Here is a 22773-nt window from a genome sequence, read left to right as displayed (position 1 = left end):
ATATTATATTTTCCCTATGAATTAATTGAATGGCGGCTTAAGTTACTAACGCGTAATAGGACAGCGGCAACTCCCTTTACCGCTGCCATCACTCACTCCCCCAACCTCTGTGCCAACCCTGAATACCGCTCGGTCTTTTTCCGCACCGCCTGTGCCAGCAGGGCGCGATCGCCGTAGAGATCGAGGCGGGCCTTGGCGCGGGTGATGCCGGTGTAAACCAGCTCGCGGGTCAGCAGCGGGCTGGGGCTGTCGGGCAGCACCAGCACGGTATGGGCAAACTCCGAGCCCTGGGATTTGTGGATGGTCATGGCGTACACCGTCTCATGGGGCGGCAAGCGGCTGGGCAAAAGCGCCCGCAGGGTGCCGTCCGGCTGCTCGAACCAGACCTTGAGCCGACCGGTTTCGTCCGGCAGGCAGAGCCCCATGTCGCCGTTGTAGAGACCGATGCCGTGATCGTTGCGCACCACCATCACGGGGCGGCCCGCATACCAGTCGCCGTCGCGGGCGATGAGCCCGGCCCGTGACAGGGCCAGTTCGAGGCGCTCGTTGAGCCCCAGTACCCCGAAGGGGCCGTCCCGCAGGGCGCAGAGGATCTGAAAGCCGTTGAACGCCTTGAACACGGCTGCTGGATCTTCCCCGGCCCGGGCCGCCTTGAGATAGCTGCCGTAACCGGCCACCCCCTCCGCAATCAGCTTGTCATAGGCTTCCCCCGCCCAGGGGTGCAGGCTGATGTCGGCAAATCCCGCACTCCAGACCGCTTCCACCGCAGCGGCATCACCGCCGTTGCAGGCCCGCGCCAGCTGGCCTATGCCCGAATGCTGATCGAAGCGCCAGCTCTTGGAGAGCAGGCAGAGGCTGTCGCGCACAGGTGCCCCTGCGGGCGAGCCCTGCAAGCGGTAGCCGGTCTGGCGGGAGAGCCACTCTGCCTGCGCCGGGCTGATGCCCTGCGAGGTAAAGCTGCAGATATCGCCGAGCACGGCCCCCGCCTCCACCGAGGCGAGCTGATCCTTGTCGCCGAGCAGGATGAGGCGAGCGTGGCCGGGCAGCGCGTCCAGCAGGCGCGCCATCATGGGCAGGTCCACCATGGAGGCCTCATCCACCACCAGCAGGTCCAGGTGCAGCGGATTGCCTGCGTGGTGGCGGAACTGGCTGCGCCCCGGGATCACCCCGAGCAGCCGGTGCAATGTGCCCGCCTCGGTGGGGATGGCTTCCACGACCTCGGGGGACAGATCCAGGGCCTGGAGGGCTGCGCCGATACTCTCGGTCAGGCGCGCCGCCGCCTTGCCGGTGGGGGCCACCAGCCGGATCGCCGGGGCCTTGCCTGCTTGCAGGCCGGTTTCCACCAAAATGGCGAGCAGCTTGGCGACCGTGGTGGTCTTGCCGGTGCCGGGGCCGCCTGAGATCACCGCGAAGGGGCGCGCCGCCGCCGTGGCCGCCGCCAGCTTCTGGCCGTTGCAGCAAAGCGCCTCGGGCACCAGAACATCCAGCTTGCCAAGATCGCTCGCCGCCTGGGCGCTGGCCAGCAAGGCCTCAATGGCGGGCCAATCCACCTCGTTCGGGAACACCAGATCCAGGTACTTCTCGACGAAGTGGCGGGCCGAGAAGTCCGGGGCAAGGCGGGCCTTGAGCAGCGCCGCGAACACCAGACCGTAGTCGCGGGCAAACAGGCGTGACAGGGCCGGGGCAATCTCGGGCCATTCGGCGCGTTCGCTCAGGGCCCGCAGGTGGCGGGCCACCCCCAGCTCGAAATCGTGGTAGCGGGTGAGGTAGAGGCGATCGCGCCACAGCCGCAGGGGCCAACGGGGGGCCTCCCCCTCATGAGCTTCAGAGCCAACCAGCGGGCTGGCCGCAAACAGGGCGGGCCAACTGGCAGGATCCGCCAGATCCGCCAGCAGATCCCGGCTCTGATCCGGATCCAGCCCGAACGGGCGCAGGGATCCCTTCTCGTTACCGGCATGGGCCAGCATTGCCAGCGGCAGGCAGACGTGGCCGCGTCCAAGCTCGTAGCAGGCGAGCGCCGCCCCCAGCACCAGCTCGGGGCCGCCGCCAAGGTCTGCCACCAGTTTGGCAAATTGCAGATCCAGCTGGCGGATACGCCCCCCTAGCGCCAGGGCCTTGAGCCGTTCGATCATCATTGCGCTCTTCATGCTTCTACCCCGTTATCCGAAACGTCTGCGGTGGCGGTCGTCGCCCCCTCGCTAAACAACCGATCCAGCCCCAGCACCAGCTCGCGGCTGGGCCGGGTATGGAAAATCCCCCCCTGCGGCATGCCGCGCAGGAACAGATAAAACACGCCGCCAAAGTGCTGATCGAAGTCATACCCCGGCAGGCGCAGGGTCAGCAGCCGGTGCAGCGCCAGGGAGTAGAGCTGGTATTGCAGGTCGTAGCGGTGTTCCGCCATCGCCCGCTCCAGCGCCGGACGGCTGTAGTCGGCGGGGCTCATGCCGAGGTGGTTGGATTTGTAGTCGAGCAGATACCAGCGCCCCTGCCACTCGAACACCAGGTCGATAAAGCCCTTGAGCATCCCCTGCACCGTGGCAAAGCCGAGCGGCTTGTTGCCCCGCGACAACGGGTCGTGCTGCTGGCAGAGCGCGGTCAGCGCGCTGGCCGTCACCCGCCCCATGGGCAGGAAGAACTCCAGCTCCACCTGCTTGCGCTCGGGGGCCAGATCCCGCAGCCGCACCGGCTCGCCAAGGCCGGTCTCAAGGGGCGTCTCCAGCACCGCCTCCACCTGCTGTTGCAGCACCTGGGCCCAGCTCTCGTCGAAGCCGTCTTGCGCCAGCAGGGTGGCGATATGCTCTGCCAGCGACTCGCCCGCCGCGCTTTGAAAATCTATGGTCTCGAACAGGCTGTGAAGCAGGGTGCCGGGGCGCGCCCCTTTCGGGAAGGTGAAGATGGAGGGCTGGGGCGCCTGTACTGGCTCTTCGGCAGCCAGCGCAGCGGCGGCTTCGGTGACCACCTCGTCATCGAAGCCGGGGTTCGCCAGGACTCCCTTGCCGTGGCCGTTCCCCTGGGCCGCGAGACCTGAGTAGGAGCTGATCCACCAGTCCCGCTCCAGCCGACCGCTAAAGTGGCGCACCTGGGGCTCCCCCAGCCGCTCCTCTTCTGGCGGCAATGGGGCCGGGCGGGTGAGCGAGGGCTCACCGACCACCACCCCGGGCAGCGCCTGGGCAAGCTCGGTCAGGGCGGTCGCCAGGGTTTCGGCATCCCCCTCCTCCCCCTTTTGCAGCAGGTAGCCGATGGCGGTGTGGTGCAGGTCTGTCTTCTCCGACTTGCCGTTGCCCGAGCGCACCGGCGCCAGCCCGAGCCAGGTGGCGTAGACGCCCCGGGTCAGCGCCACGTAGAGCAGCCGCAAGTCTTCGGCAAGGCGCTCCTTGTCCGCTTGTGCCAGAGAATCCTCGGCACCGGTCAGATCGAGAATGGTGCGATTGCCCGCCTCAATCACCTCGTGATAGAGGGGGGTCTCGGCGGTTCTGTGGCTGCAGATGAAGGGCAGGAACACCAGGGGGTACTCCAGCCCCTTGGATTTGTGGATGGTGACGATCTGCACCAGCTTGCGCTCGGACTCGAGGCGAAGTACCTGCTCCGCATCCTGGCCATTGGGGCGGCTCACCGCCTCCCCCAGCCAGCGCAGCAGGGCATATTCCCCGTCCAGCTCGCTGCTCACCTGTTGCAGCAGCTCGCCGAGATGGAGGAAGTTGGTCAGCCGCCGCTCGCCGTAGGGGCTCGCCAAAAGCGATGCGGCGAGATTGCGCCTGTGCAGCAGGGCCCGCAGCATGGCCAGCACGCCGCGTCTATGCCAGATCTGGCGGTACTCCATAAACTCCTGCACCGCGCTCTCCCAGGCCCGCTCGTCCGAGGCCAGCGCATCGAGCGCCCTGGCGTCCAGATCGAACAGGCCGGTGGCGAGCGCCGCCCTAAGGCTCCTCTCCTCGCTCGGGTTCTGGCAGGCGTGCAGGATAAGCAGTATCTCCCGCGCCTCCACCTGCTCCAGCACGCTCTCGCGATTCGACAGATAAACCGAGGCGATGGCAAGGCGCGCCAGCTCCTGCTGCACCAGCTTGCCCTCGGCGCCGGTGCGCACCAGCACGGCGATATCGCCCGCTTTGACCGGCTCACTGCCGATCAGCGCCTTGCCCTCACGGGCCAGGGTCAGCAGGCGGTGGATCTCGGCGGCGGTGGCGCGGGCCATCTTGCTCTGGTAATCCCCCCGATTGAAGGTGGGCTGGCCGCTCAGCTGCCAGCAGTGGAGCACGGGGGCGGTGGCGCCATCGAGGTGCAGCGCCTTGCTCTTGCCCTGGGCCTCCACCGGCAGGAAGGGGATATCCGCCTCGTAGATAAAGGGATCCTTGGCCCGCTCGAACAGGCCGTTGACCGCCCCCACCAGGGCGCTGCTGGAGCGCCAGTTGCGCCCCAGGGTGTAGTGGGCGCTCACATTTCGCCGCGCCTGGATGTAGGTAAAGATGTCGGCGCCGCGAAAGCCGTAGATGGCCTGCTTGGGGTCACCGATCATCAAGAGCGCCGTGTCTGTGTGACCGCCATAGAGACGATGGAAGATGCGGTACTGCTGGGGGTCGGTATCCTGAAATTCATCGATCATGGCCACCCGGTAGGTGGCGCGAATGCGCTCACAGAGCCGCTCGCCGAGGCTTGAGCCGAGCGCCCCGTCGAGGTCTTTGAGCAGATCATCGAACGAGAGCTGATGGGCCTGGCGCTTGCTGGCCTGCATCCGGCAGCGCACCACCCTGGCCGCCCGTTGCAGAATAAGGTCGCGAATACCGGGGCGGCTTTCCAGCAGCTGATCGATCTGGCCGAACAGCGGCAGTGTGGGCACCGCGCCCCCCTTCTTGAGGTTCTCCTCCAGCACCGTCTGGCCGAAGCGCTCGAGATCCTTGGGCAGCGCGTAGCCGCTGGTCTCGTTCTGTGCCCAGTCGCCTATCTTGGCGAGCCAGCCTTCGTAGTTCTTGCCGGTGTAGCGGCTGATGTGGCCATCGGTCTGGCGGCGGATCTCGTCCGTCTGCGCCAGCCAGGCATCTTTCACCGCCCCGATGCGGGCCATGGCGGCCTGATGGCGGGCGGCGAGGGTTTCATCCCCCAGCGCGGGGTGGATCTCCAGCTCGCTGTTGTCGAGCCAGCCGTTCATCTCCCGCAGCAAGGCGGCGGGGCTCGGCCAGAGCGCGCGCACCGAACTGGCGAGAGTTTTGTCCACCGGATAGAACTCGGCGCGCCAGTAGTCGCTTACCGCCTGCAGCCTGAGCTGGCTGTCGTCGGTGAGAAATTCGGTTTCAAAGAGGGCGCCCGACTCGAAGGCGTTTTGTTTCAGCATCCGCTGGCAGAAACCGTGGATGGTAAAGACAGCCGCCTCGTCCATCTGCCGCTCGGCAGCCAGCAGGCGGCGGGCCGCCAGCTCGTGATCCTCCACCTCCGCCAGCAACTGGGCCAGCAGGGTGTCACTGCTGTGGCCCCGCATAAAGGCGAGGCGCGCCTCGTGGATGCGGCCGCGGATCCGCCCCCGCAGCTCGGCGGTGGCCGCTTCGGTAAAGGTCACCACCAGGATCTCGGTCACCGAGAGCGGCCGTTCATGGGCGCTCGGCTGACCGGCATCGGCCCCCTCCTCTATCAGCGGGCCGTGGCCCAGCAGCAGGCGCAGGTAGAGACCGGCTATGGTGTAGGTCTTGCCGGTACCGGCGGAAGCCTCGATCAGCCGCTCGCCATGGAGGGGAAAACGCAATGTATTGAGCGGGTTAGCCATTATTTCAGCTCCTCCAGGGTCTTGAGCAGCGGGGTCAGGTGTTCGCGGGCCAGGGCCTGCAATTGCCCCAGCACGGCGTCATCCAGCTCGGGGAAGCAGCGGGCGACGTAAGGGTCTTGCCCCTCCCCCGTCACCATGTAGCCGCCGTTGAAGCGAGTGAGGGCCGCCTTGTCGGCCGCCTCCGGCTTGTCGGGATCCTTCTCCATCGCCTTGAGCCAATCCCAGGCGGTATTGGGGAAAAACGGCAGCGGCCGCTTCATCCCCTGGGCCCAGAGCGCCACCAGGGCCGCCAGCCTGGGGCGCGCCTCGTCGGCAGAGAGCTTGGGCAGCCGCAGGCTCTGTTTGGCATCGAACAGCAGGGTGTCGCCGGGGGCACGGCTCAGACAGAAACAGAGGTGCTGAACCCAGGCCAGCAGCAGATCCTTGCCGTTGAAGCTGCCGGGTTTGACTACCAGCAAGCGCCCCTTCTGGGTGTCGATCCACCCTTGCAGCTGGCCCTGGGTCAGGGAGATATCGATCTCCACCGCCTGTTTTTCAGCCTCATCAGCCGCAACCCAGGGGCGCAACCTCTCCGCCAGCTTGCCCATTTCGGCATCCAGATCCTCCAGCAGCAGGCTGCCGAACCAGCCTTGGGGCAGCAGGCCGGTGAGCTGCAACCGCTGGCGACGCACGGCACTGTCTCCTTGCGCCAGATGGGCATCGAGCAGCAGCGCCTTGAGCTGGTAGTGTTGCAGACCGTCCAGCTCGAACGGCTCGCTGTCCTCGATGTTGGCCTCATTCAACTCAAACCACACCTTGAGGCGGCGGTTGAGGAAATACTTGGTGGGCTGGCGATAGAAGCGCAGCAGCTCCGCCAGCTCCAGCCCCTGCTCCTTGCCCCATTCGGGGGGTAAAGGCAGCTCGCCGCTCTGGAAGTTGGCCGCGCCGCGCACCGGATTGAGGGCGGGCAGCCAGTCGGCGCCATAGGTAAAGAGCCGCGAACCCGCCTCTGGATAGAAATAGCTGCGACTGTAGGGAGTGAGCGGGTGCGCCACCATCAGGTGCTGAAGCAGCCGCTGGCCCGAGGTCTCGTCGTCGAGGCTCTCATCCCCCGCCAGCACGAAGCCCTGGCGTACATAGTCGATGAGCTCCGCCAGCAGCACCGAGGGCACCTTGTCGCTGTTGTCCTGGGCGCTGAAGCCCTGATAGCTGATGTAGAGCCCCTGCTGGGCGCTGAGCAGCGCCTCGAGGAAGAGGTAGCGGTCATCATCCCGGCGGGATCTGTCTCCGCGCCGGCCCGCCACCGCCATCAGATCGAACCCCATGGGGGCCAGGGTGCGCGGGTAGACACCGTCGTTCATGCCGAGCAGGCAGACCTGCTTGAAGGGGATGGAGCGCATCGGCATCAGGGTGCAGAAGTTGACCTGACCGGCGAGGAAGCGCTGGCTGGAGCGGGACTCCCCCAGCACGCTGCCGAGGTAATCCTGCAACAGATCTGCGGTGATGGGCTGCTCGAAACGCGCCTCGCCAAGCTGGGTCTGCCAGTCGGCCAACTGGCTGCGAATGAGCTGGAGCTGACGCTCTTCCTCCTCGTCGGCCAGATAGAAACGCTCCAGCAGCGCCAGCAGGCAGGCGTGCCACTCCGTCAGCAGCTGGGCCTGTTGCAGGCGGGGCAGGAATTCCGCCAGAGAGTCGACAAACCAGGCGAGCTTGCCCAGCGCCAACCCCTGCTGACCCTCGATCTCTGCATAGGGCAATATGCTGGCCAAGGGCCCCTGCTGCCCTCCCATATTGCTGTCGGCACAGGGCAGGATCCCCGCCACCGGCTCCCCATCCCCCATGGCAAAGCCGAGCAGCATGCGGCGCAGGCCGAACAGCCAGCTGTTGCCAGAGAGGCGCGGCAGATCGAAGCGTTCCGGGTAGCCATCGTCCAGCCCCCAGCGGATGCCGGTCTCCTGCACCCAGACCCGCAGCTGATTGAACTCGTCATCATCGAGCTCGAAGCGGCGCAGCACGGCGGGCACCTCCAGGATGGCGAGCAGCTCCCCCGCCCCCAAGCGGGCATTGGGCAGCCTGAGCAGGGCGAGGAAGCTTTGCAGTAGCGGGCTCTCCTGGCTCGCCGCCCTGTCCGACACCGCAAACGGGATCTGCCCACGCGCACCAAAGACGGCCTGAATGTAGGGGCCGTAGCTGTTCACGTCCGGCATCATCACCACCACGTCTTTCGGGGTGAGGGACGGGTCCTGCTCGAACAGCGCCAGCAGCCGGTCGTGCAGCACCTCGAGTTCTCGCATCGGGCCGTGGCAGGCGTGGATCTGCAGGGATCCATCCGCCGGACTGATGGGGCTCTTGTGGTGGCTGCTGTCGAGATCAAATTGCCCCTCGCCCCGTGAACCTAGCTCCAGCACATCCTTCTGGATGGCGCGCAGCAGGCTGACGTGGCCCTGCTCGTCCACCTCGTCGATGTCGACGAAGGCCTCGATCTGCGGCACCTCCAGCTCCATCAGCTGATGCAGGTAGTCGCGCCCCAGCTTGCCCATGGAGGCGAGCAGCGGGTTGGCGGGGCCTTGCAGGGTCTCGATATCCGTGCCGGGTTTGAGCTTGTTCCCAAGGCGCGCCAGGGTCTTTCTGTCCAGCAGATCCCCCCAGTAGTAGCTGCAGGGGTTGGTGACAAACAGGTGCACCTCCACCTCGTCCCGGCTGCCCAGCGCCAGCAGGGCCTCCACATAGCGGGGTGGCAGCGCCGAGATGCCGAACACGAACACCCGCTGCGGCAGCTTGCCCGGCAGATCCCGGGTGCGCGCCAGCTCGTGGATAAACTCCTCGTAGAGGTTGGCTCTGTGATAGCCGCTCGGACTCAGTGCCAACGTGCGGGCCACCAGCTCGCGCCACAGCTCCGGCTGCCAATCCTGACCGCTCACCCCGGCCAGCTCCTGACTCAATCCCTCCCCCTCTTCCCAGCGGGCGATCCAGTCAGGCCGATACACCAGATACTGGTCAAAGAGATCTGCCACCTTCTGGCAGAGCTGCCACAGCCGCACTTGCTCGGGATCCCGGGCAGGATCCTCGTCATCCCCACCCAGATAGGCGGCCAGCGGCGCGAAGGCGGGCCTGCCGAGCAGGGCGGGCAAGATGGTCATCAGCTGCCAGCTCATGGAGCCCTTGTTGTAGGGGCTCTGGCGGGGTACGTCCGCCAACACCTGGGTGAACATCTCCCAGATGAAGCTCGCGGGCAGGGGAAAGTCGATATTGGCGGCGATGCCGAAGGCCTTGGCCAGCTCCAGCTTGAGCCACTGGGCCATGCCGGGACTCTGCACCAGGATCTGCTCGTGCTCGAAGGGGTGGGAGAGGGGCGCCTGCCGGATGCGGCTCACCAGCAGCTCCTTGAGCAGATCCAGCTGATTGGAGTGGTAGAGGGTAAACATGGACGACTCCCGCCAATTTCATGAAGAGGGGTGTGCGCCGGAAAAGGCGAGCCATTTCCGTCACTTCACACGAAATGGGATTGTCGGGGATCGGGGGATAAGATGCAAAAGGCGCTTGCCGCCGCCAGGGGGCTTGTCACAGTACCGGCATTCACCTTCTGGCGGGCATAAAAAGGCCGGTGCTGCTGCACCGGCCAAAGGCGTAGGAAAACTTGAACTATCAGGGGATTACCAGCACTTGCCGAGACGGGCATCCAGGCTGAAGGCGCCAGGACCGGCCGCCGCCAGGGCCAGGAAACCACCGGCCACAGACAGGTTCTTCATGAACATCAGCATCTGCATCTGCTCGGCAGGCTGATAGTGGAAGATGAAGGCGGCCATCAGGGTGAAACCGGCCAGCAGCACGGAGAGGCTGCGGGTAAAGAGGCCCAGCACTATGGCAAGACCGCCACCCAGCTCCAGCAGGATCACCAGAGGCAGCATGAACCCGGGCACGCCCATGGCCTCCATGTAGCCCTGGGTACCGGCGTAACCGCCGATCTTGCCCCAGCCCGCAATCACGAACATCAGCGCCAGCAAAATACGACCCGCCAGCAGTGCCACATCTTTCATCTTGTCCATCGTCAGATTCCTTCGATTACCCATCATGGTAATAACAGTGTAAGAGCTAATTGTTAACTCATTCATTTTGCCAAGATTTTTCTATCAAGGCAGATCGAACAGCAGGGCTTCGCTCCCCTCGGAGGCGATGAGCGTCCAGGACGCCTCATCGCGACTGAGCAGGCCGTCGCCGGGTCGGGCAGCCAGACCATTGCCAGTCAGCTCCCCTGAAATCATATGCAGGTAACCATGACGCCCCTGCAATGCCCATTCGAGGGTCTCCCCTTCGGCTAGCTGCAAGCGCCATACCCGCGCCTGCTGGCGGATCCTGAAGGATCCCGCCTCACCATCCGGTGACGCCACCAGCGTCATGCCGGGCTGGTTCACTATCTGTTTTTGCTGATAACCGGGGGGCGTACCGAACTCGTTCGGTTCTATCCAGATCTGCAACAGTCGCAGGGCCTCGCCCTGGGACGGGTTGTATTCGCTGTGGCGAATGCCGGATCCTGCGCTCATCAGCTGGAAATCCCCCGCCGGGATCTGCTCGGCATGGCCGAGGCTGTCCCTGTGCTCTATGGTGCCTTTCAGCACGCAGGTGAGGATCTCCATGTTGGCGTGAGGGTGGGTGGCAAACCCGCCACCCGGCGCCACCATGTCGTCATTGATGACCCGCAGGGCTGAGTGCCCCATCCACTTCGGGTCGTAGTAGTGACCGAAGGAAAAGCTGTGGTGGGTATCGAGCCAGCCAAAGTTGGCATGGCCCCGATCCGCGGCGGCTCTCAATTGCATCATGGTGTGCTCCTCAGTGCAAAACAGGGAAATTAACGCTGACGACCGTCACCCAGACCGAAGGGGATGCGGTAATCGCTGGATTGGCTGCCCAGGCTCACGGTCAGGTTGCCCTGGGCCCGGCTCGGGATCCGCACCTGCTGGGTGCCCATCAGGCTGGCGTGAACGGAAGCCAGCAGATCGCCGGATTCGTCGCGCACCTCCAGCATGGGGTTGGCCTTGCCATCGATGGCGGCACTGGCCTGCCAGTTCACGAACAGCACGCCCGGAGTGGCGGTGAAGTCGGCGGGAACGGAAGCCTGGGCAACACCTGCGGTCATCAGGCCTGCAACGGCCAGCATCTTGATTAGGTTTTTCATGTTCGTTTCTCTCTTGATGAGTTATGTCATTGATAGGCCACCGGGCCTGGTCCAATGCATCCTTGCGAGAGACTATTCAAATATTATGTTGTTCTTTCGCCGACGTCTGACAGGGTGATTTACGATGTCACAGCCAGGAACTACGGTTTATTTGGCCGCCTGGCCTTCCTGCCTAAGCGTTGATTGAATATTAAAGGGGCTTGCCCTAAGTTGTTAGCGAGTTAATCTGGCGAACATGTTCAAAAAAATTGAAGGCGAACCATGAGCAAAGAACGCGCACTGACCCTGGAGGCGATCCGGGTACTGGATGCCATAGAGAGGCGGGGCAGCTTCGCCGCCGCCGCCGACGAGCTGGGCAAGGTGCCCTCGGCGCTCAGCTACACGGTGCAGAAGCTGGAAGACGAACTGGACGCCATGCTGTTTGACCGCAGCGGCCACAGAACCAAATTCACCCCGGCCGGGCGCATGCTGCTGGAGCAGGGTCGGCTGCTGCTGGCGGCGGCCGAGCATCTGGTGGGGGAGACCCGGGCCCTGGCCCGGGGCTGGGAGACCGACATCACCATCGCCGTCGATGCCCTGGTGCCGTTGCAGGCCCTCTACCCCCTGGTGGAGCGGCTGGCCGAGCTGACGGATACCCGGCTGCGGCTGCGGGCCGAGGTGCTGGCGGGCAGCTGGGAGTGTCTGGAGGATGGCCGCGCCGACCTGCTCATCTCAGCCCTCAACCCCGACATCATGATGACGGGCATCAAGCACCAGATACTGCAAGAGGAGGTGATGCTCTATGTCGCTCATCCGGATCACCCCTTGCACCTGGAGCCCGAGCCCCTGGCGGACGAGACATTGCGCCGCTACCGCGCCATCGCCATCGCCGACACGGCGCTGCGCAAGCCGGTGCTCACCTATCGTCTGCTGGACAAGCAGCCCCGTCTGACCGTCAGCACCATGGGGGAGAAGCGCGATGCCCTGCTGGCGGGCATTGGCGTCGGCACCATGCCCCTGAGCTGGATAGAAGAGGACATCAAGGCGGGGCGACTCAAGGTGATCGGCCCCGAATATCGCCATCAGGTGCAGGTCGTGCTGGCGTGGCGGCGAGACACCATGGGCAAGGCCAAGAGCTGGCTGGTGCGGGAGATCCCCAAGCTGTTTGCGGGCACACCCCCGGGGGCGGCTTGACGCGGGGCGCGAATTAAGGGAAAAGAAAAAAGCGGAGCCCTGTCGGGATCCGCTCAATTTGCCAGGAAAGAATAAAAACCTTTCGGTTTAAAAAAACCCTTAAATTGGAAGCAAACAATCGATTTCGCAACCAGGAAAGTCTCGAATTCGACGTGTTCGATTATGCGTGAACCAATGTTCCTCGCCAGCACTAAGTTGCAGGGTTGAAGGATGTGCACCATCCGGTGTCAATTTCTGCAACCATTGCACCAAACTGGTCTGATCATCCCGCCTATTTCGGCCCCTTGCTTCCTCCTGCTTTTTTAAAGTGTCAAAATCTGAGCCCGAACCATGGAAAAAGTACTCTTTTTAGCGGTTCGCACTATGCACATAAAGGAATGACGCATGACCTACAGCCAGACCCTGGCCACCCATATTCTCGACACCCTGAAGAAGACCCTGACCGACAAGGGGATCCGCTATCAGACCCTGGCGGAGGCCATGGGGGTCTCCATCGCCACCATCAAGCGGATGATGAACAAGCCCTCACTGCCGTTCGATACCCTGCTGGAGATCTGCCATCTGGTGGGGCTCTCGTTCGAGGAGCTGCTGGATCGAACCCAGGAGGCCCAGAGCCGCCGCGCCGTCTTCACCCGGGAGCAGGATGAGGCGTTTCACCAGGAGCCCGGGCTCTACGCCTTCCTCGCCAACATCTTCTGGCGCGACAAGACCCTGATCGATCTGAAGCGGGAATACGGCCTGACCGACGCCTCCTGCTACCTCTATCTGCGCAAGCTGGAGAAGCTCGGCATCTTGCAACTCGGCATCGACAACAGCTTCCACTTCCTCATCAGCGAGCGCATCAGCTTCGAGCAGCACAGCCGCTTCGCCCGCCAGCAGGCGCGCCAGGCCATGTCGGTGCTGGGGGACTATCTGGTGGAGAACATGCACAAGTCCAACAACTACATGGCGCTGTGCCAGCTCCATCTGGGCGAGGGAGAGGCCATGGCGCTGATCGAGCGCATGAAGGAGTACTGGCATCAGGAGCTCAAGCTCAATCGCCCCGCCATCGGCCAGCGGGAGGACACCAAGACCTACACCATGTCCCTGCAACTGGCGGACTGCGGCTACCAGAGCTTCGACGACCTCATCCCCAACATAGATGGCTGAAGGGGCGCCAGCCCCTGGGGGCGGGTATCCAGGCAGATACGGATGGCGTCATGGCGCCAGTGCTCTATGTCGCAGTCGATGAGCCCGCCCCCCTCGTCATAATTGACCCGCACCAGCCGCAGTACCGGGCTGCCCTGGGCCAGGTTGAGCACGCTGGCCACCTCGCCACGGGCAGCCACCGGCGTCATCTCCAGCCGGGCGCCCCCCTGCCCTATGCCGTATTCATTGAGATAGAGCTCGGTGAGCGACCCCGCCAGGGGCTGCTCCTCGATCCAGGGAAAGCGGCTCGCCAGCAGATGATGACTGACATGCAGCACGGGGCGGCCGTCGATCAGCCGCTGGCGCCGGATCTGGTAGAGGGGGGTGAAGGGGTCTATGTCCATCCAGCGACACAGCTCGCTGCTGGCCAGCTCGCCGCCCTGGCCGAGGAGCCGGGTCTCGGCGCTGCGCTGCTGCTCGGCGATCCATTGGTGGAAGTGGGTATGGCGGGCGGGATCATAGATCAGCCTGGGGGGCGCCACGAACCAGCCGCGCCGCTCGGCCCGGTAGATGAGCCCTTCCGCCTCCAGGGCCGAGAGCGCCTCCTTGACGGTGATGCGGGTGGTGGCGAATCGCTCGCTCAGGGCCCGCTCGGCGGGCAGCTGCTGCCCCGCCGCCAGCTGGCCGCTGTCGATATAGCTGTGCAGTGTCTGACGTATCTGTTCACTCTTGGAGAGGGGTCTGCTCACGCGCCTGTCCTGGCATAGTCCAGTGGATCGAATGCCATGCTTATATCCCGCCCAGATGAAACTGCCATGACAGCGGCCCAGGCAAGAAGATGTCATCCAATCGCCATAAAACCGCCCCGCCACCGTCATATTTCCCCTCTAGCATCCCTCTCGAACCTTAACTGACCTAGTCCAGAGGGATGGGATGATGAAAAGCGTGATCGCAAGTGCACTGGCCCTGGTGGCCATCAGTCAACCGCTGTTTGCCGCCGAGAACATCGCGGATCTCGAGAAGGCCGCCCGTGGTGAAGGCCAGCTCCACAGCATCGGCATGCCCGACAGCTGGGCCAACTGGAAGGATACCTGGCAGCAGCTCGGCAGCATCTACGGCATCAAGCATCAGGATACCGACATGAGCTCCGCCCAGGAGATCGCCAAGTTTGCCGCCGAGAAGGCCAACGCCACCGCCGACATCGGCGACGTGGGCGGCGCCTTCGGGCCGGTGGCGGTCAAGCAGGGGGTCACCCAGCCCTACAAGCCCTCCACCTGGGCCGACATTCCCAACTGGGCCAAGGATGCGGACGGTCACTGGATGCTGGCCTATACCGGCACCATCGCCTTCCTGATCAACAAGGATCTGGTCAAGGCCGCCCCCACCAGCTGGCAATCCCTGCTGGGTGGCGACTACAAGGTGACCCTGGGTGATGTGGGCGTCGCCTCCCAGGCCAATAACGGCGTGCTGGCGGCGGCCTATGCCACTGGCGGCAGCGAGAAGGATCTGAAACCCGCGCTGGATCTGTTCGGCCAGCTCGCCAAACAGGGCCGTCTGTCGCTCAATGACCCGACCATCGCCAACATCGAGAAGGGCGAAGTGGAAGTGGGGGTGCTGTGGGACTTCAACGCCCTCAACTACCGCGACCAGATAGACCCCAAGAAGTTTGACGTGGTGATCCCGAGCGACGGCTCCGTCATCGCCGGTTACACCACCATCATCAACAAGTGGGCCAAGAACCCCAACGCCGCCAAGCTGGCGCGGGAATACATCCTCTCCGATGCCGGTCAGATCAACCTGGCCCGTGGCTACGCCCGCCCCATCCGCAGCAATGTGACCCTGCCGGACGACGTCAAGGCCAAGCTGCTGCCGGCCGAGCAGTATGCCAATGCCAAGCCGGTGCAGGATCACGCCGCCTGGGAGCAGAGCTCCAAGGCCCTGCCGCGCCAGTGGCAGGAAACCGTCATGATCAACATGCAGTAAGGGAACCCAGTGCAACACAAGGTGATAGTGGTACTTGTGGATGGTCTGGCAGCCGAGGTAGCCCATTGCATGGGCTACCTTTTCGGCATGGTGGAGGCGGGGCGGGGCCTGCATACGACCCTGAATGCTGCCCTGCCCTCTCTCTCCCGCCCCCTCTACGAGTGCATCCTGACCGGCGTGCCGCCGGTGGCAAGCGGCATCACCCACAACGGCGTGAGTCGCCTGAGCCAGCATGAATCCATCTTCCATCTGGCCCGGGCCGCGGGCAAACGCACCGCAGCGGCGGCCTACCATTGGGTGAGCGAGCTCTACAACCAGAGCCCCTGGCTGGCGGCCCGGGATCGCTTTACTCACGATGAACAACTGCCCATCCAGCACGGCTGCTTCTACTGGGATGACGCCTACCCCGACAGCCATCTGCTGATGGACGGCGAGTGGCTGCGCAGCCAATACGATCCCGATTTTCTGCTGATCCACCCCATGGGAGTGGATGACGCCGGCCATAAGTTTGGCCTCGATTCCCGCCAGTACCGCAATCAGGCACGCCGGATGGACAGCCTCTTGGCCGATCTGCTGCCCCAGTGGCTGGCAGCGGGGTATCAGGTGGTGATCACCTCGGATCACGGCATGAACAAGGATCTCAGCCACGGCGGCACCCTGGCCGAGGAGCGCACCGTGCCGCTCTGGCTCTTTGGCGATGCGTTTGTCGAGCGCTGGCCGGATGGGGTGGTGATCGCCCAGACCCAGCTCTGCGCCCTGATGGCCGACCTGCTGGGGGTTCCCCACGACAAGCCGGCAGCGCCCCCGCTGCTCAAGGCGACCTTTATGCGCGAGGTGCACTGATGATGCCTGCCACCACAAAGATCCTCGCGGATCAACCCGTGAAGCCACGCCAGGCGCACCGTCACTGGCTGCCGGCCCTGGTGCTGCTGCCCTTTGTCCTCTTGATGATCCTGTTCCAGCTCGCCCCCATGGTGTGGGTGCTGGTGGGCAGCTTTCAGACCCCGGATGGCTGGGGCTTCGACCATTACCGGGAGATTTTGAGCTCCCCCTTCTACCTGCAATCCTTCGGCAACTCCCTGCGCATCGCCGGTATCGCCAGTCTAGGGGGGCTCGCCATCGGCACTCTCGGGGCGGCGGCGCTGCGCCACAGCGGCGAGCGGGTCAAACGGCTGCTGCTGGCCTTCGTCACCATGACAGGCAACTTCAGCGGGGTGCCGCTGGCGTTTGCCTTCATCATCATTCTCGGCATCAATGGCGCCGTGACCCTGTTGCTCAAATCCTGGGGCCTCATCGACGGCTTCAACCTCTACTCGGGGTCGGGCCTTATCCTCATCTACACCTACTTCCAGATCCCCCTTGCCCTGCTGCTGCTCTACCCGGCGTTTGACGCCCTGCAGGATGAGTGGCCCCAGGCTGCGGCGCTGCTCGGCGCGAGCAAGGGGCAGTATGTGTGGCACGTGGCGCTGCCGGTGCTGACTCCCGCCCTGCTTGGCACCCTGATCATCCTGTTTGCCAATGCGGTGGGGGCCTATGCCTCCGCCTATGCCCTCACCACGGGCAACTTCAACCTGGTGACCATCAGGGTGGCCAGCCTGGTCTCCGGCGACATCTTCCTCGAACCGAATCTCGCGGCGGCGCTGGCGGTGATCCTGATGGTGCTGCTGGGGGTGGTGACGGCCGCCAACCAGTGGCTGCTGAAAAAGAGCTATGTGAACAAGGGGCAATCCCATGCATGATTTGACGCCGCGCTGGCCGCGCTGGGTGCTGGGGGCCCTGGTGGCCACCCTGCTGCTGCCGCTGCTGGCTACCTTTCTCTACTCCATCTCCACCCGTTGGGGGGCGACCCTGCTGCCGGACGGCTTCACCCTCGACTGGTATCTCAAGCTCTGGGGCGATCCGCGCTTTCTGGCGGCCTTTGGCCGCAGCCTGCTGGTCTGCTTCGCCACCCTGCTGCTGGGGACCCTGGTGCTGGTACCGACCGTGCTGGTGGTGGCCTACTACTTCCCCAAGCTGGATCCCTGGATGAACCTCTTGATCCTGCTCCCCTTCGCGGTGCCGCCCGTGGTCTCCTCGGTGGGCTTGCTGCAGATCTACGCCGACGGCGTCCTGCCCATTATCGGCACGCCCTGGATCCTCATCGGCACCTGGTTCACCGTGGTGCTCCCCTTCATGTACCGGGCGCTGGCCAACAGCCTGCAGGGGGTACCGCTGAAGGATCTGATGGATGCCGCCCATCTGCTGGGGGCGAGCAGTGCCCGCGCCTTCCTGCTGGTGGTGATCCCCTGCCTGCGCAAGGGGCTGCTGGCGGCGCTGTTTCTCTCCCTCTCCTTCCTGCTCGGCGAGTTCGTGTTTGCCAACATGCTGGTGGGTACCCGCTACGAGACCCTGCAGGTCTACCTCTACAACATGAGGTCCACCTCGGGCCACTTCACCAGCGCCCTGGTGATGAGCTACTTCCTGCTGACCCTGCTGCTCACCTGGGCGGCCAACAGATTTCATCGGTGATCCAAGATGTTTCATTTAGAAGTCAATCAGTTGCACAAATCCTACGGCGACACTCGGGTGTTCGAGGGGATCGAATTCGGCATTCGCAAGGGGGAGCTGGTGACCCTGCTCGGCCCCTCCGGCTGCGGCAAGTCCACCCTGCTGCGGGCGCTGGCCGGGCTCACTCCGGTGGATGGTGGTCAGGTGCGGGTGGCCGGGGAAGATATCACCTGGCAGGCGCCCCAGAAGCGGGGCATCGGCATGGTGTTCCAGAGCTATGCGCTCTTCCCCAACATGACGGTGTGGGACAACGTCGCCTTCGGCCTCAAGATGAAGCCCCAGCCGGGGCGAGAGCTCGCCGCCAGCGTAAAAGAGGCGCTGGCGCTGGTGGAGCTGACCGGCTTCGAGCGCCGCTATCCAAGCGAGCTCTCCGGCGGCCAGCGCCAGCGGGTGGCGCTGGCCCGGGCCCTGGTGGTGCAGCCGCGGATCCTCTTGCTGGACGAACCGCTCTCGGCGCTGGATGCCCGCATCCGCCGCAGCCTGCGCCAGCAGATCCGCGAGATCCAGCAGCGGCTCGAGCTCACCACCATCTTCGTGACCCACGATCAGGAGGAGGCGCTCACTATGTCGGATCGCGTCTTCCTGATGAACAAGGGATCCATCGTCCAGAGCGGCACGCCGGAGCAGATCTACACCCGTCCCGCCAGCGAGTTTGTGGCGGGCTTTATCGGCAACTACAACCTGCTCGGTATAGAGCAGGGCAAGTCCCTGTTCGGCCCCCGTTTTCAGGGCAAGCTGGCGCTGCGGCCGGAGTCCATCACCCTGTTGCCCGCCGGGGCGACCAGCAGCGAACCCAGCCTGCCCGGCATCATTCGCCAGCAACAGCTGCTCGGCAACGTCATCCGCTATCAGGTGGAGTGCGAGGCGGGGCTGTTGACGGTGGACTGCCTCAACCGCCGTGCCGGCGATCTGCTGGCCGTGGGCAGCACAGTGACCCTGGCGGTGGCCCGGGATCAGCTCTGTGAGGTAGCATGACGCCCCATTTCATTTCCATTTTCACTGCGAGGAGCGCCCATGGCACTGGCACTGTTTGATCTGGACGAGACCCTGATTGCCGGGGATAGTGCCAGCCTCTGGCTGGCGTACATGGTGGCCGAGGAGCTGGCCCCCACGGGCATGGTGGCCGAGGAGCAGGCCATGATGTCCCTCTACCACCAGGGCAAGATGGACATGCATCAGTACATGGCCTTCACCCTGCAACCCCTGGCGGGCAAGACACGCCAGTGGCTCGACTCCCTCTGCACCCGCTTCGCCGAGCAGGTGCTGCGCGAGCGCCTCTACCCCGAGGGGCTGGCCCGCATCGAATGGCATCGGGAGCGTGGCGACGAGCTGGTGCTCATCTCCGCCTCCGGCGAGCACCTGGTGGCCCCCATGGCCAGGATGCTGGGGATGGATCACTGCGTGGCCATCCTGCTCGACGAGGAGGAGGGAAGGCTAACCGGCCAGACCCGCGGCACCCTCAGCTTTCGGGAAGGCAAGGTGGCCCGCATCCACCAGCTGTTCGCCGGCAGGGACAACCTCTGGCAGGGGAGCTTTGGTTACAGCGACTCCCACAACGATCTGCCCATGCTGCGGGCGGTAGCCCATCCCCACGGGGTCAATCCGGCCCCCGCCCTGCGCCAGTGCGCCGAGGAGCTGGGCTGGCCCATCCTCGACTGGCAACGGGCCGAGGTGCGAGCTCGGTAGCAAGCGCCTGCATCAGATCACACGACACCAGGGAGGCCATGGCCTCCCTGGTGTCGTGTCAGGCTCTGCATCACACCTGGCGCAGCAAGGGTTCCGGCGGTGTCTCCCCCGCCTGATAGCAGCGGTTCTTGCCCGCCCGCTTGGCGCGATAGACCTCGGCGTCCGCCGCCATGATCAGCCCCATGGCGTCCCTGGCCTGAGTGCTCGCCACCAGGCCACCACTCAGGGTGACCCTCAGCCCGGGCTCGCGCCACACCAGGGCGGCGACCCGCTCGCGAAACTCGTCCAGCAGGGCGAAGATCATGGCCTGATCATCCCCGGTGAGCAGGGCCACCAGCTCCTCGCCACCATAGCGGCAGACCCAGCCGCGCTCGCCCAGCTGTTCCCTGGCGAGGGTCGCTACCCGCTTGAGCACCATGTCTCCGCTGTGATGGCCAAAGGTGTCATTGACCGCCTTGAAATCATCCAGATCGAACATGGCGAGGAAGAAAGGCTCACCCGCCTCCAGCAAGCCGGTCAGCCTGTCGTCGAAGAAGCGGCGATTGTAGAGGCCGGTCAGCTTGTCCTGATTGGCCAGCTGGCGCACCTCGTGCAGATCCTGGCTGGCGGCGGCCAGCTCGGCATAGACCTGCTTGAGCTCCCGTATCCCCCCCACGCGGGCCGCCATGGGATCCTGGCGACTGTGGCGGATCATCAGGGCTACCTCGTTGAGCACTCTCCTGAAATAACGCGTCCAGACCAGGGCCAGCACCAGATAGAGGACGCACGCCAGTCCCACCATCAGCTGCACATTGAACGACGCCCTGGACACCGTCTCGATCAGGCTGGCGGCAGGCTTGACACTGAGCAGCAGCCAGCCCTGCTCGGGCAAATGACTGTAGGCGACGAACTGGCCCTTGCCCTCGTCGAGGAAGAGCCCCTTGTCATCCCGGGCCCGCTTGAGCCAGCCAGGATGGGCCATCACCTTGAACAGCTGCTCGGGATCGGGATGGGCCAGCTGACGACCGGCGCCATTGACGATGCTCTGATAACCATCCTCTCCCGGCCGGTTGAGCAGGGCGGAGAGGGGCTGGAGTCTGGCATCGACGGCGAACACCCCCAGCGGCTTGCCCTCCTGATCGATGAGCATCTTTGCCATGGAGATCAAGAGATTGCCACTGGTGTAATCGTAATAGGGCTCGGTCCAGACCAGGCTGCCGGGTTGGGAGAAGGCCAGCTGATACCAGGGGCGCGTCCTGGGATCGAAGGCCGGATCGAGTTCCTTGATGGGGTAGGCCAGCACCTGGCGTCGCTCCGTGCCCAGGTAGATGGCCACCAGATCCGGCGCCAGCGCCTTGTAGAGTCGCCAGTCATGGAGATAGCGCTCGGTATGGGCCAGTTCGCTGCCCGCCAGATCCTCGGCCTTCACTTGGCCATAGATCAGGGTAAACTGTCGCTCCAGTTGCGCCAGATAGGGTTCGACCAGGCTCTCGCGCAGCTGATCATTGTTGGCCCCCAGACGTTGCTCCAGCGCCTCTTGCAGGCTGCGAGACATGTGCAGATAGTAGATGCCCCCCAGCATCAGCACCGGCATGAACAAGAGCACCAGCCCCAACCGCATGCGGCTGGTCAGGGACCAGTAGGATTTGGCCTTCGGATATTTGCTCACGAATGGCTCCGTATTGCAGGGACGCTTGACGCAGATTAACAGCCCGTCCGTGCGGCGTCCAAAAGGAAGAATGATGCTCGTTGCCCCACAGCAAGGTCGCCCATGCTGACCCAGGATCCTTGGATATCCGTGCACTTTTGCGCCCTCGTCATGCTGACCGGCGCCCTCACCTCCGAATATTTCCTGTTCCGGCGCGGCATGTCCATCGAACAGGTGCGCAAGCTGCTTATCGCCGATGGTCTGGCGGCGCTGGCCCTTCTGTTGCTGTTTCTCAGCGGCATGATGCGGCTCTATGACAGCCCCCAGGGCCCGGCCGCGCTGTTGCAGCTGCCGAGCTATCGGCTCAAGTTGCTGCTCTTCCTGCTGATGGCCCTGAGCTTTGGCTACCCGAGCCGCCTCTTCTACCGCTGGCGTCGCTCCCTGCGCCGGGGCCGACCTCCCATGGTCTCGACCCAGCAGCAGCTGTGGGTGATCTGGATCCTGCGCATCGACCTGTTGCTGCTGATGCTGATCCCCCTGCTGGCCCACACCTCCCTCCCCTGAGCCGGCGCTCGGCAGCCAAGACAAAGCCCATCACAGGCGGTATGGTGGAGAGGGTGCCTCAACTTTTTGATTTCAGGGATGAAACCGTATGCGTTCTAACATGATGTTGCTGATGGCGGCCGCCATCTGGGGGCTGGGCTTCGTCGCCCAGCGGCTGGGGATGGATCACATGGGGCCTTACACCTTCAACGGCCTGCGCTTCCTGCTCGGCGCCGCCTCCCTGCTGCCGCTCTTGTGGTGGCTCAAGTCCCGTCAACCGGCCCGGCCAGACAAGGAGGACAACCCGCGCCTGCTGCTGGTCGGGGGTCTCATCGCCGGCACAGTGCTCTTCTCCGCCGCTTCCCTGCAGCAGGTGGGGCTGCTCTACACCACGGCGGCCAAGGCGGGCTTCATCACCGGGCTCTACATCATACTGGTGCCCGTGCTGGGGCTGATCCTGCGCCACAAGACAGGGGCCAACACCTGGGTAGGCGCCCTCATCGCCATGGCCGGCCTCTACTACCTCAGCGTCACCGAGGATTTCACCATAGGCTACGGCGACCTGTTGCAGGTGATCGGCGCCCTGTTCTGGGCCATTCACCTGCTGGTGCTGGATCACTACTCGAGCCGGGTCGCCCCCATTCGCCTGGCCGGGGTGCAGTTTGTGGTGTGCGGCCTGCTCAGTCTGGCCACGGCGTTTGTCATCGAGACCCCGACCCTCGGCGGCGCCGTGGCGGGCTGGCAGGCGCTGCTCTATGCGGGACTGGTGTCGGTGGGGGTGGGTTACACCCTGCAGGTGGTGGGCCAGCGCGGCGCCCATCCGGCCCACGCCGCCATCATCCTCAGCCTGGAGACTGTGTTCGCCGCCATCGGCGGTGTGCTGCTGCTGGGGGAGCATCTGGACGAACGCGCCATCGTGGGCTGCGCCCTGATGCTGGCAGGCATGCTGATCTCACAGATCCGCCTGCGCTGGTGGTGGAAATCTCGTCGGGACAAGGTGCCCAGCCAGTCCTGAACGAGCGAACCCTGGTCGGTTGCGCCCTGATGCTGGCGGGGATGCTCATCCTGATTTCACAGATCCGCCTGCGCTGGTGGTGGAAGTCCCGCCGGAACAAGGTGCCCAGCCAGTCCTGAATCTCGTGATGAGCCTTGCTCCAAACGACAAGAGGCGCCCACAGGCGC

General features: G+C 64.4%; 18 protein-coding genes. 10 read left to right on the top strand and 8 right to left on the bottom strand.

Annotated elements, in window-relative coordinates; translation table 11 throughout:
* Nucleotides 1-92: 92 nt before the first annotated feature.
* From recD to ACEUCR_RS09590, 6 genes are all read right to left on the bottom strand, one after another.
* Complete coding sequence (gene recD / locus ACEUCR_RS09615; RefSeq protein WP_408789735.1) at nt 93-2147, bottom strand: exodeoxyribonuclease V subunit alpha; 2055 nt, start codon at nt 2145-2147, stop codon at nt 93-95.
* A complete protein-coding gene (recB, locus tag ACEUCR_RS09610) occupies nt 2144-5752 on the bottom strand; it encodes an exodeoxyribonuclease V subunit beta (RefSeq protein WP_408789732.1) in 3609 nt (1202 codons plus the stop codon). The genes recD and recB overlap by 4 nt, the downstream gene beginning before the upstream one ends.
* Complete coding sequence (gene recC / locus ACEUCR_RS09605; protein WP_408789729.1) at nt 5752-9156, bottom strand: exodeoxyribonuclease V subunit gamma; 3405 nt, start codon at nt 9154-9156, stop codon at nt 5752-5754. The genes recB and recC overlap by 1 nt, the downstream gene beginning before the upstream one ends.
* A 228-nt stretch (nt 9157-9384) precedes the next feature.
* Nucleotides 9385-9777, bottom strand: coding sequence for a DoxX family protein (locus ACEUCR_RS09600; protein WP_042001247.1), 393 nt, complete (start codon nt 9775-9777; stop codon nt 9385-9387).
* A gap of 84 nt (nt 9778-9861) precedes the next feature.
* On the bottom strand, nt 9862-10548 hold the full coding sequence (locus ACEUCR_RS09595) for a pirin family protein (RefSeq protein ID WP_111873915.1): 687 nt from the start codon (nt 10546-10548) through the stop codon (nt 9862-9864).
* 29 nt (nt 10549-10577) lie between these two features.
* Nucleotides 10578-10904, bottom strand: a complete 327-nt coding sequence (locus ACEUCR_RS09590) for a hypothetical protein (RefSeq protein ID WP_111873914.1) — start codon at nt 10902-10904, stop codon at nt 10578-10580.
* Between the two features lie 261 nt (nt 10905-11165).
* Between ACEUCR_RS09590 and ACEUCR_RS09585 the strand changes: the two genes are divergently transcribed.
* Together ACEUCR_RS09585 and ACEUCR_RS09580 are read left to right on the top strand one after the other, a co-directional pair.
* Complete coding sequence (locus tag ACEUCR_RS09585; protein ID WP_042001258.1) at nt 11166-12077, top strand: LysR family transcriptional regulator; 912 nt, start codon at nt 11166-11168, stop codon at nt 12075-12077.
* Between the two features lie 384 nt (nt 12078-12461).
* Nucleotides 12462-13226 carry a helix-turn-helix domain-containing protein gene (locus ACEUCR_RS09580; RefSeq protein ID WP_042001261.1) on the top strand — a complete coding sequence of 255 codons (765 nt, stop codon included), beginning with the start codon at nt 12462-12464 and terminating at the stop codon, nt 13224-13226.
* Here the strand turns inward: ACEUCR_RS09580 and ACEUCR_RS09575 are convergent.
* Entirely contained in the window at nt 13184-13954 is a 771-nt protein-coding gene (locus ACEUCR_RS09575; protein ID WP_244911336.1) for a UTRA domain-containing protein, read from the bottom strand. The two genes, ACEUCR_RS09580 and ACEUCR_RS09575, sit on opposite strands and share 43 nt — an antisense overlap.
* Nucleotides 13955-14141: 187 nt before the next feature.
* On the opposite strand from ACEUCR_RS09575, the gene ACEUCR_RS09570 reads away from it, so the two are divergent.
* The 6 genes from ACEUCR_RS09570 to ACEUCR_RS09545 are packed head-to-tail and all read left to right on the top strand — an operon-like array spanning nt 14142 to nt 19421.
* Nucleotides 14142-15188, top strand: a complete 1047-nt coding sequence (locus ACEUCR_RS09570) for an ABC transporter substrate-binding protein (protein WP_408789726.1) — start codon at nt 14142-14144, stop codon at nt 15186-15188.
* A 9-nt stretch (nt 15189-15197) separates the two neighbouring features.
* The gene (locus ACEUCR_RS09565) at nt 15198-16031 is read left to right on the top strand and encodes an alkaline phosphatase family protein (RefSeq protein ID WP_408789723.1); all 834 of its coding nucleotides are present in this window, start codon (nt 15198-15200) and stop codon (nt 16029-16031) included.
* Complete coding sequence (locus tag ACEUCR_RS09560; RefSeq protein WP_408789720.1) at nt 16031-16927, top strand: ABC transporter permease; 897 nt, start codon at nt 16031-16033, stop codon at nt 16925-16927. Before ACEUCR_RS09565 ends, ACEUCR_RS09560 begins: the two co-directional genes overlap by 1 nt.
* Nucleotides 16920-17696, top strand: coding sequence for an ABC transporter permease (locus tag ACEUCR_RS09555; protein WP_219256001.1), 777 nt, complete (start codon nt 16920-16922; stop codon nt 17694-17696). Before ACEUCR_RS09560 ends, ACEUCR_RS09555 begins: the two co-directional genes overlap by 8 nt.
* Nucleotides 17697-17702: 6 nt before the next feature.
* On the top strand, nt 17703-18710 hold the full coding sequence (locus ACEUCR_RS09550) for an ABC transporter ATP-binding protein (RefSeq protein WP_408789716.1): 1008 nt from the start codon (nt 17703-17705) through the stop codon (nt 18708-18710).
* A 39-nt stretch (nt 18711-18749) separates the two neighbouring features.
* Nucleotides 18750-19421, top strand: a complete 672-nt coding sequence (locus ACEUCR_RS09545) for an HAD family hydrolase (RefSeq protein ID WP_408789714.1) — start codon at nt 18750-18752, stop codon at nt 19419-19421.
* Nucleotides 19422-19491: 70 nt separating this feature from the next.
* On the opposite strand, the gene ACEUCR_RS09540 is transcribed toward ACEUCR_RS09545, so the two are convergent.
* Nucleotides 19492-21069 carry a sensor domain-containing diguanylate cyclase gene (locus tag ACEUCR_RS09540; protein WP_408747029.1) on the bottom strand — a complete coding sequence of 526 codons (1578 nt, stop codon included), beginning with the start codon at nt 21067-21069 and terminating at the stop codon, nt 19492-19494.
* A 102-nt stretch (nt 21070-21171) separates the two neighbouring features.
* Between ACEUCR_RS09540 and ACEUCR_RS09535 the strand changes: the two genes are divergently transcribed.
* Both ACEUCR_RS09535 and ACEUCR_RS09530 read left to right on the top strand, forming a co-directional pair.
* Nucleotides 21172-21612: a DUF2214 family protein gene (locus ACEUCR_RS09535; protein WP_042001286.1), complete on the top strand. Its 441-nt coding sequence runs from the start codon at nt 21172-21174 to the stop codon at nt 21610-21612.
* Between the two features lie 88 nt (nt 21613-21700).
* The gene (locus ACEUCR_RS09530; protein WP_392441639.1) at nt 21701-22606 is read left to right on the top strand and encodes a DMT family transporter; all 906 of its coding nucleotides are present in this window, start codon (nt 21701-21703) and stop codon (nt 22604-22606) included.
* The last annotated feature ends 167 nt before the right edge of the window (nt 22607-22773 follow it).

It is taken from the genome of Aeromonas bivalvium, from assembly GCF_046078285.1.
GTDB classification, from domain to species: domain Bacteria; phylum Pseudomonadota; class Gammaproteobacteria; order Enterobacterales; family Aeromonadaceae; genus Aeromonas; species Aeromonas bivalvium.
This window is presented reverse-complemented; position numbering and strand designations above follow the sequence as displayed.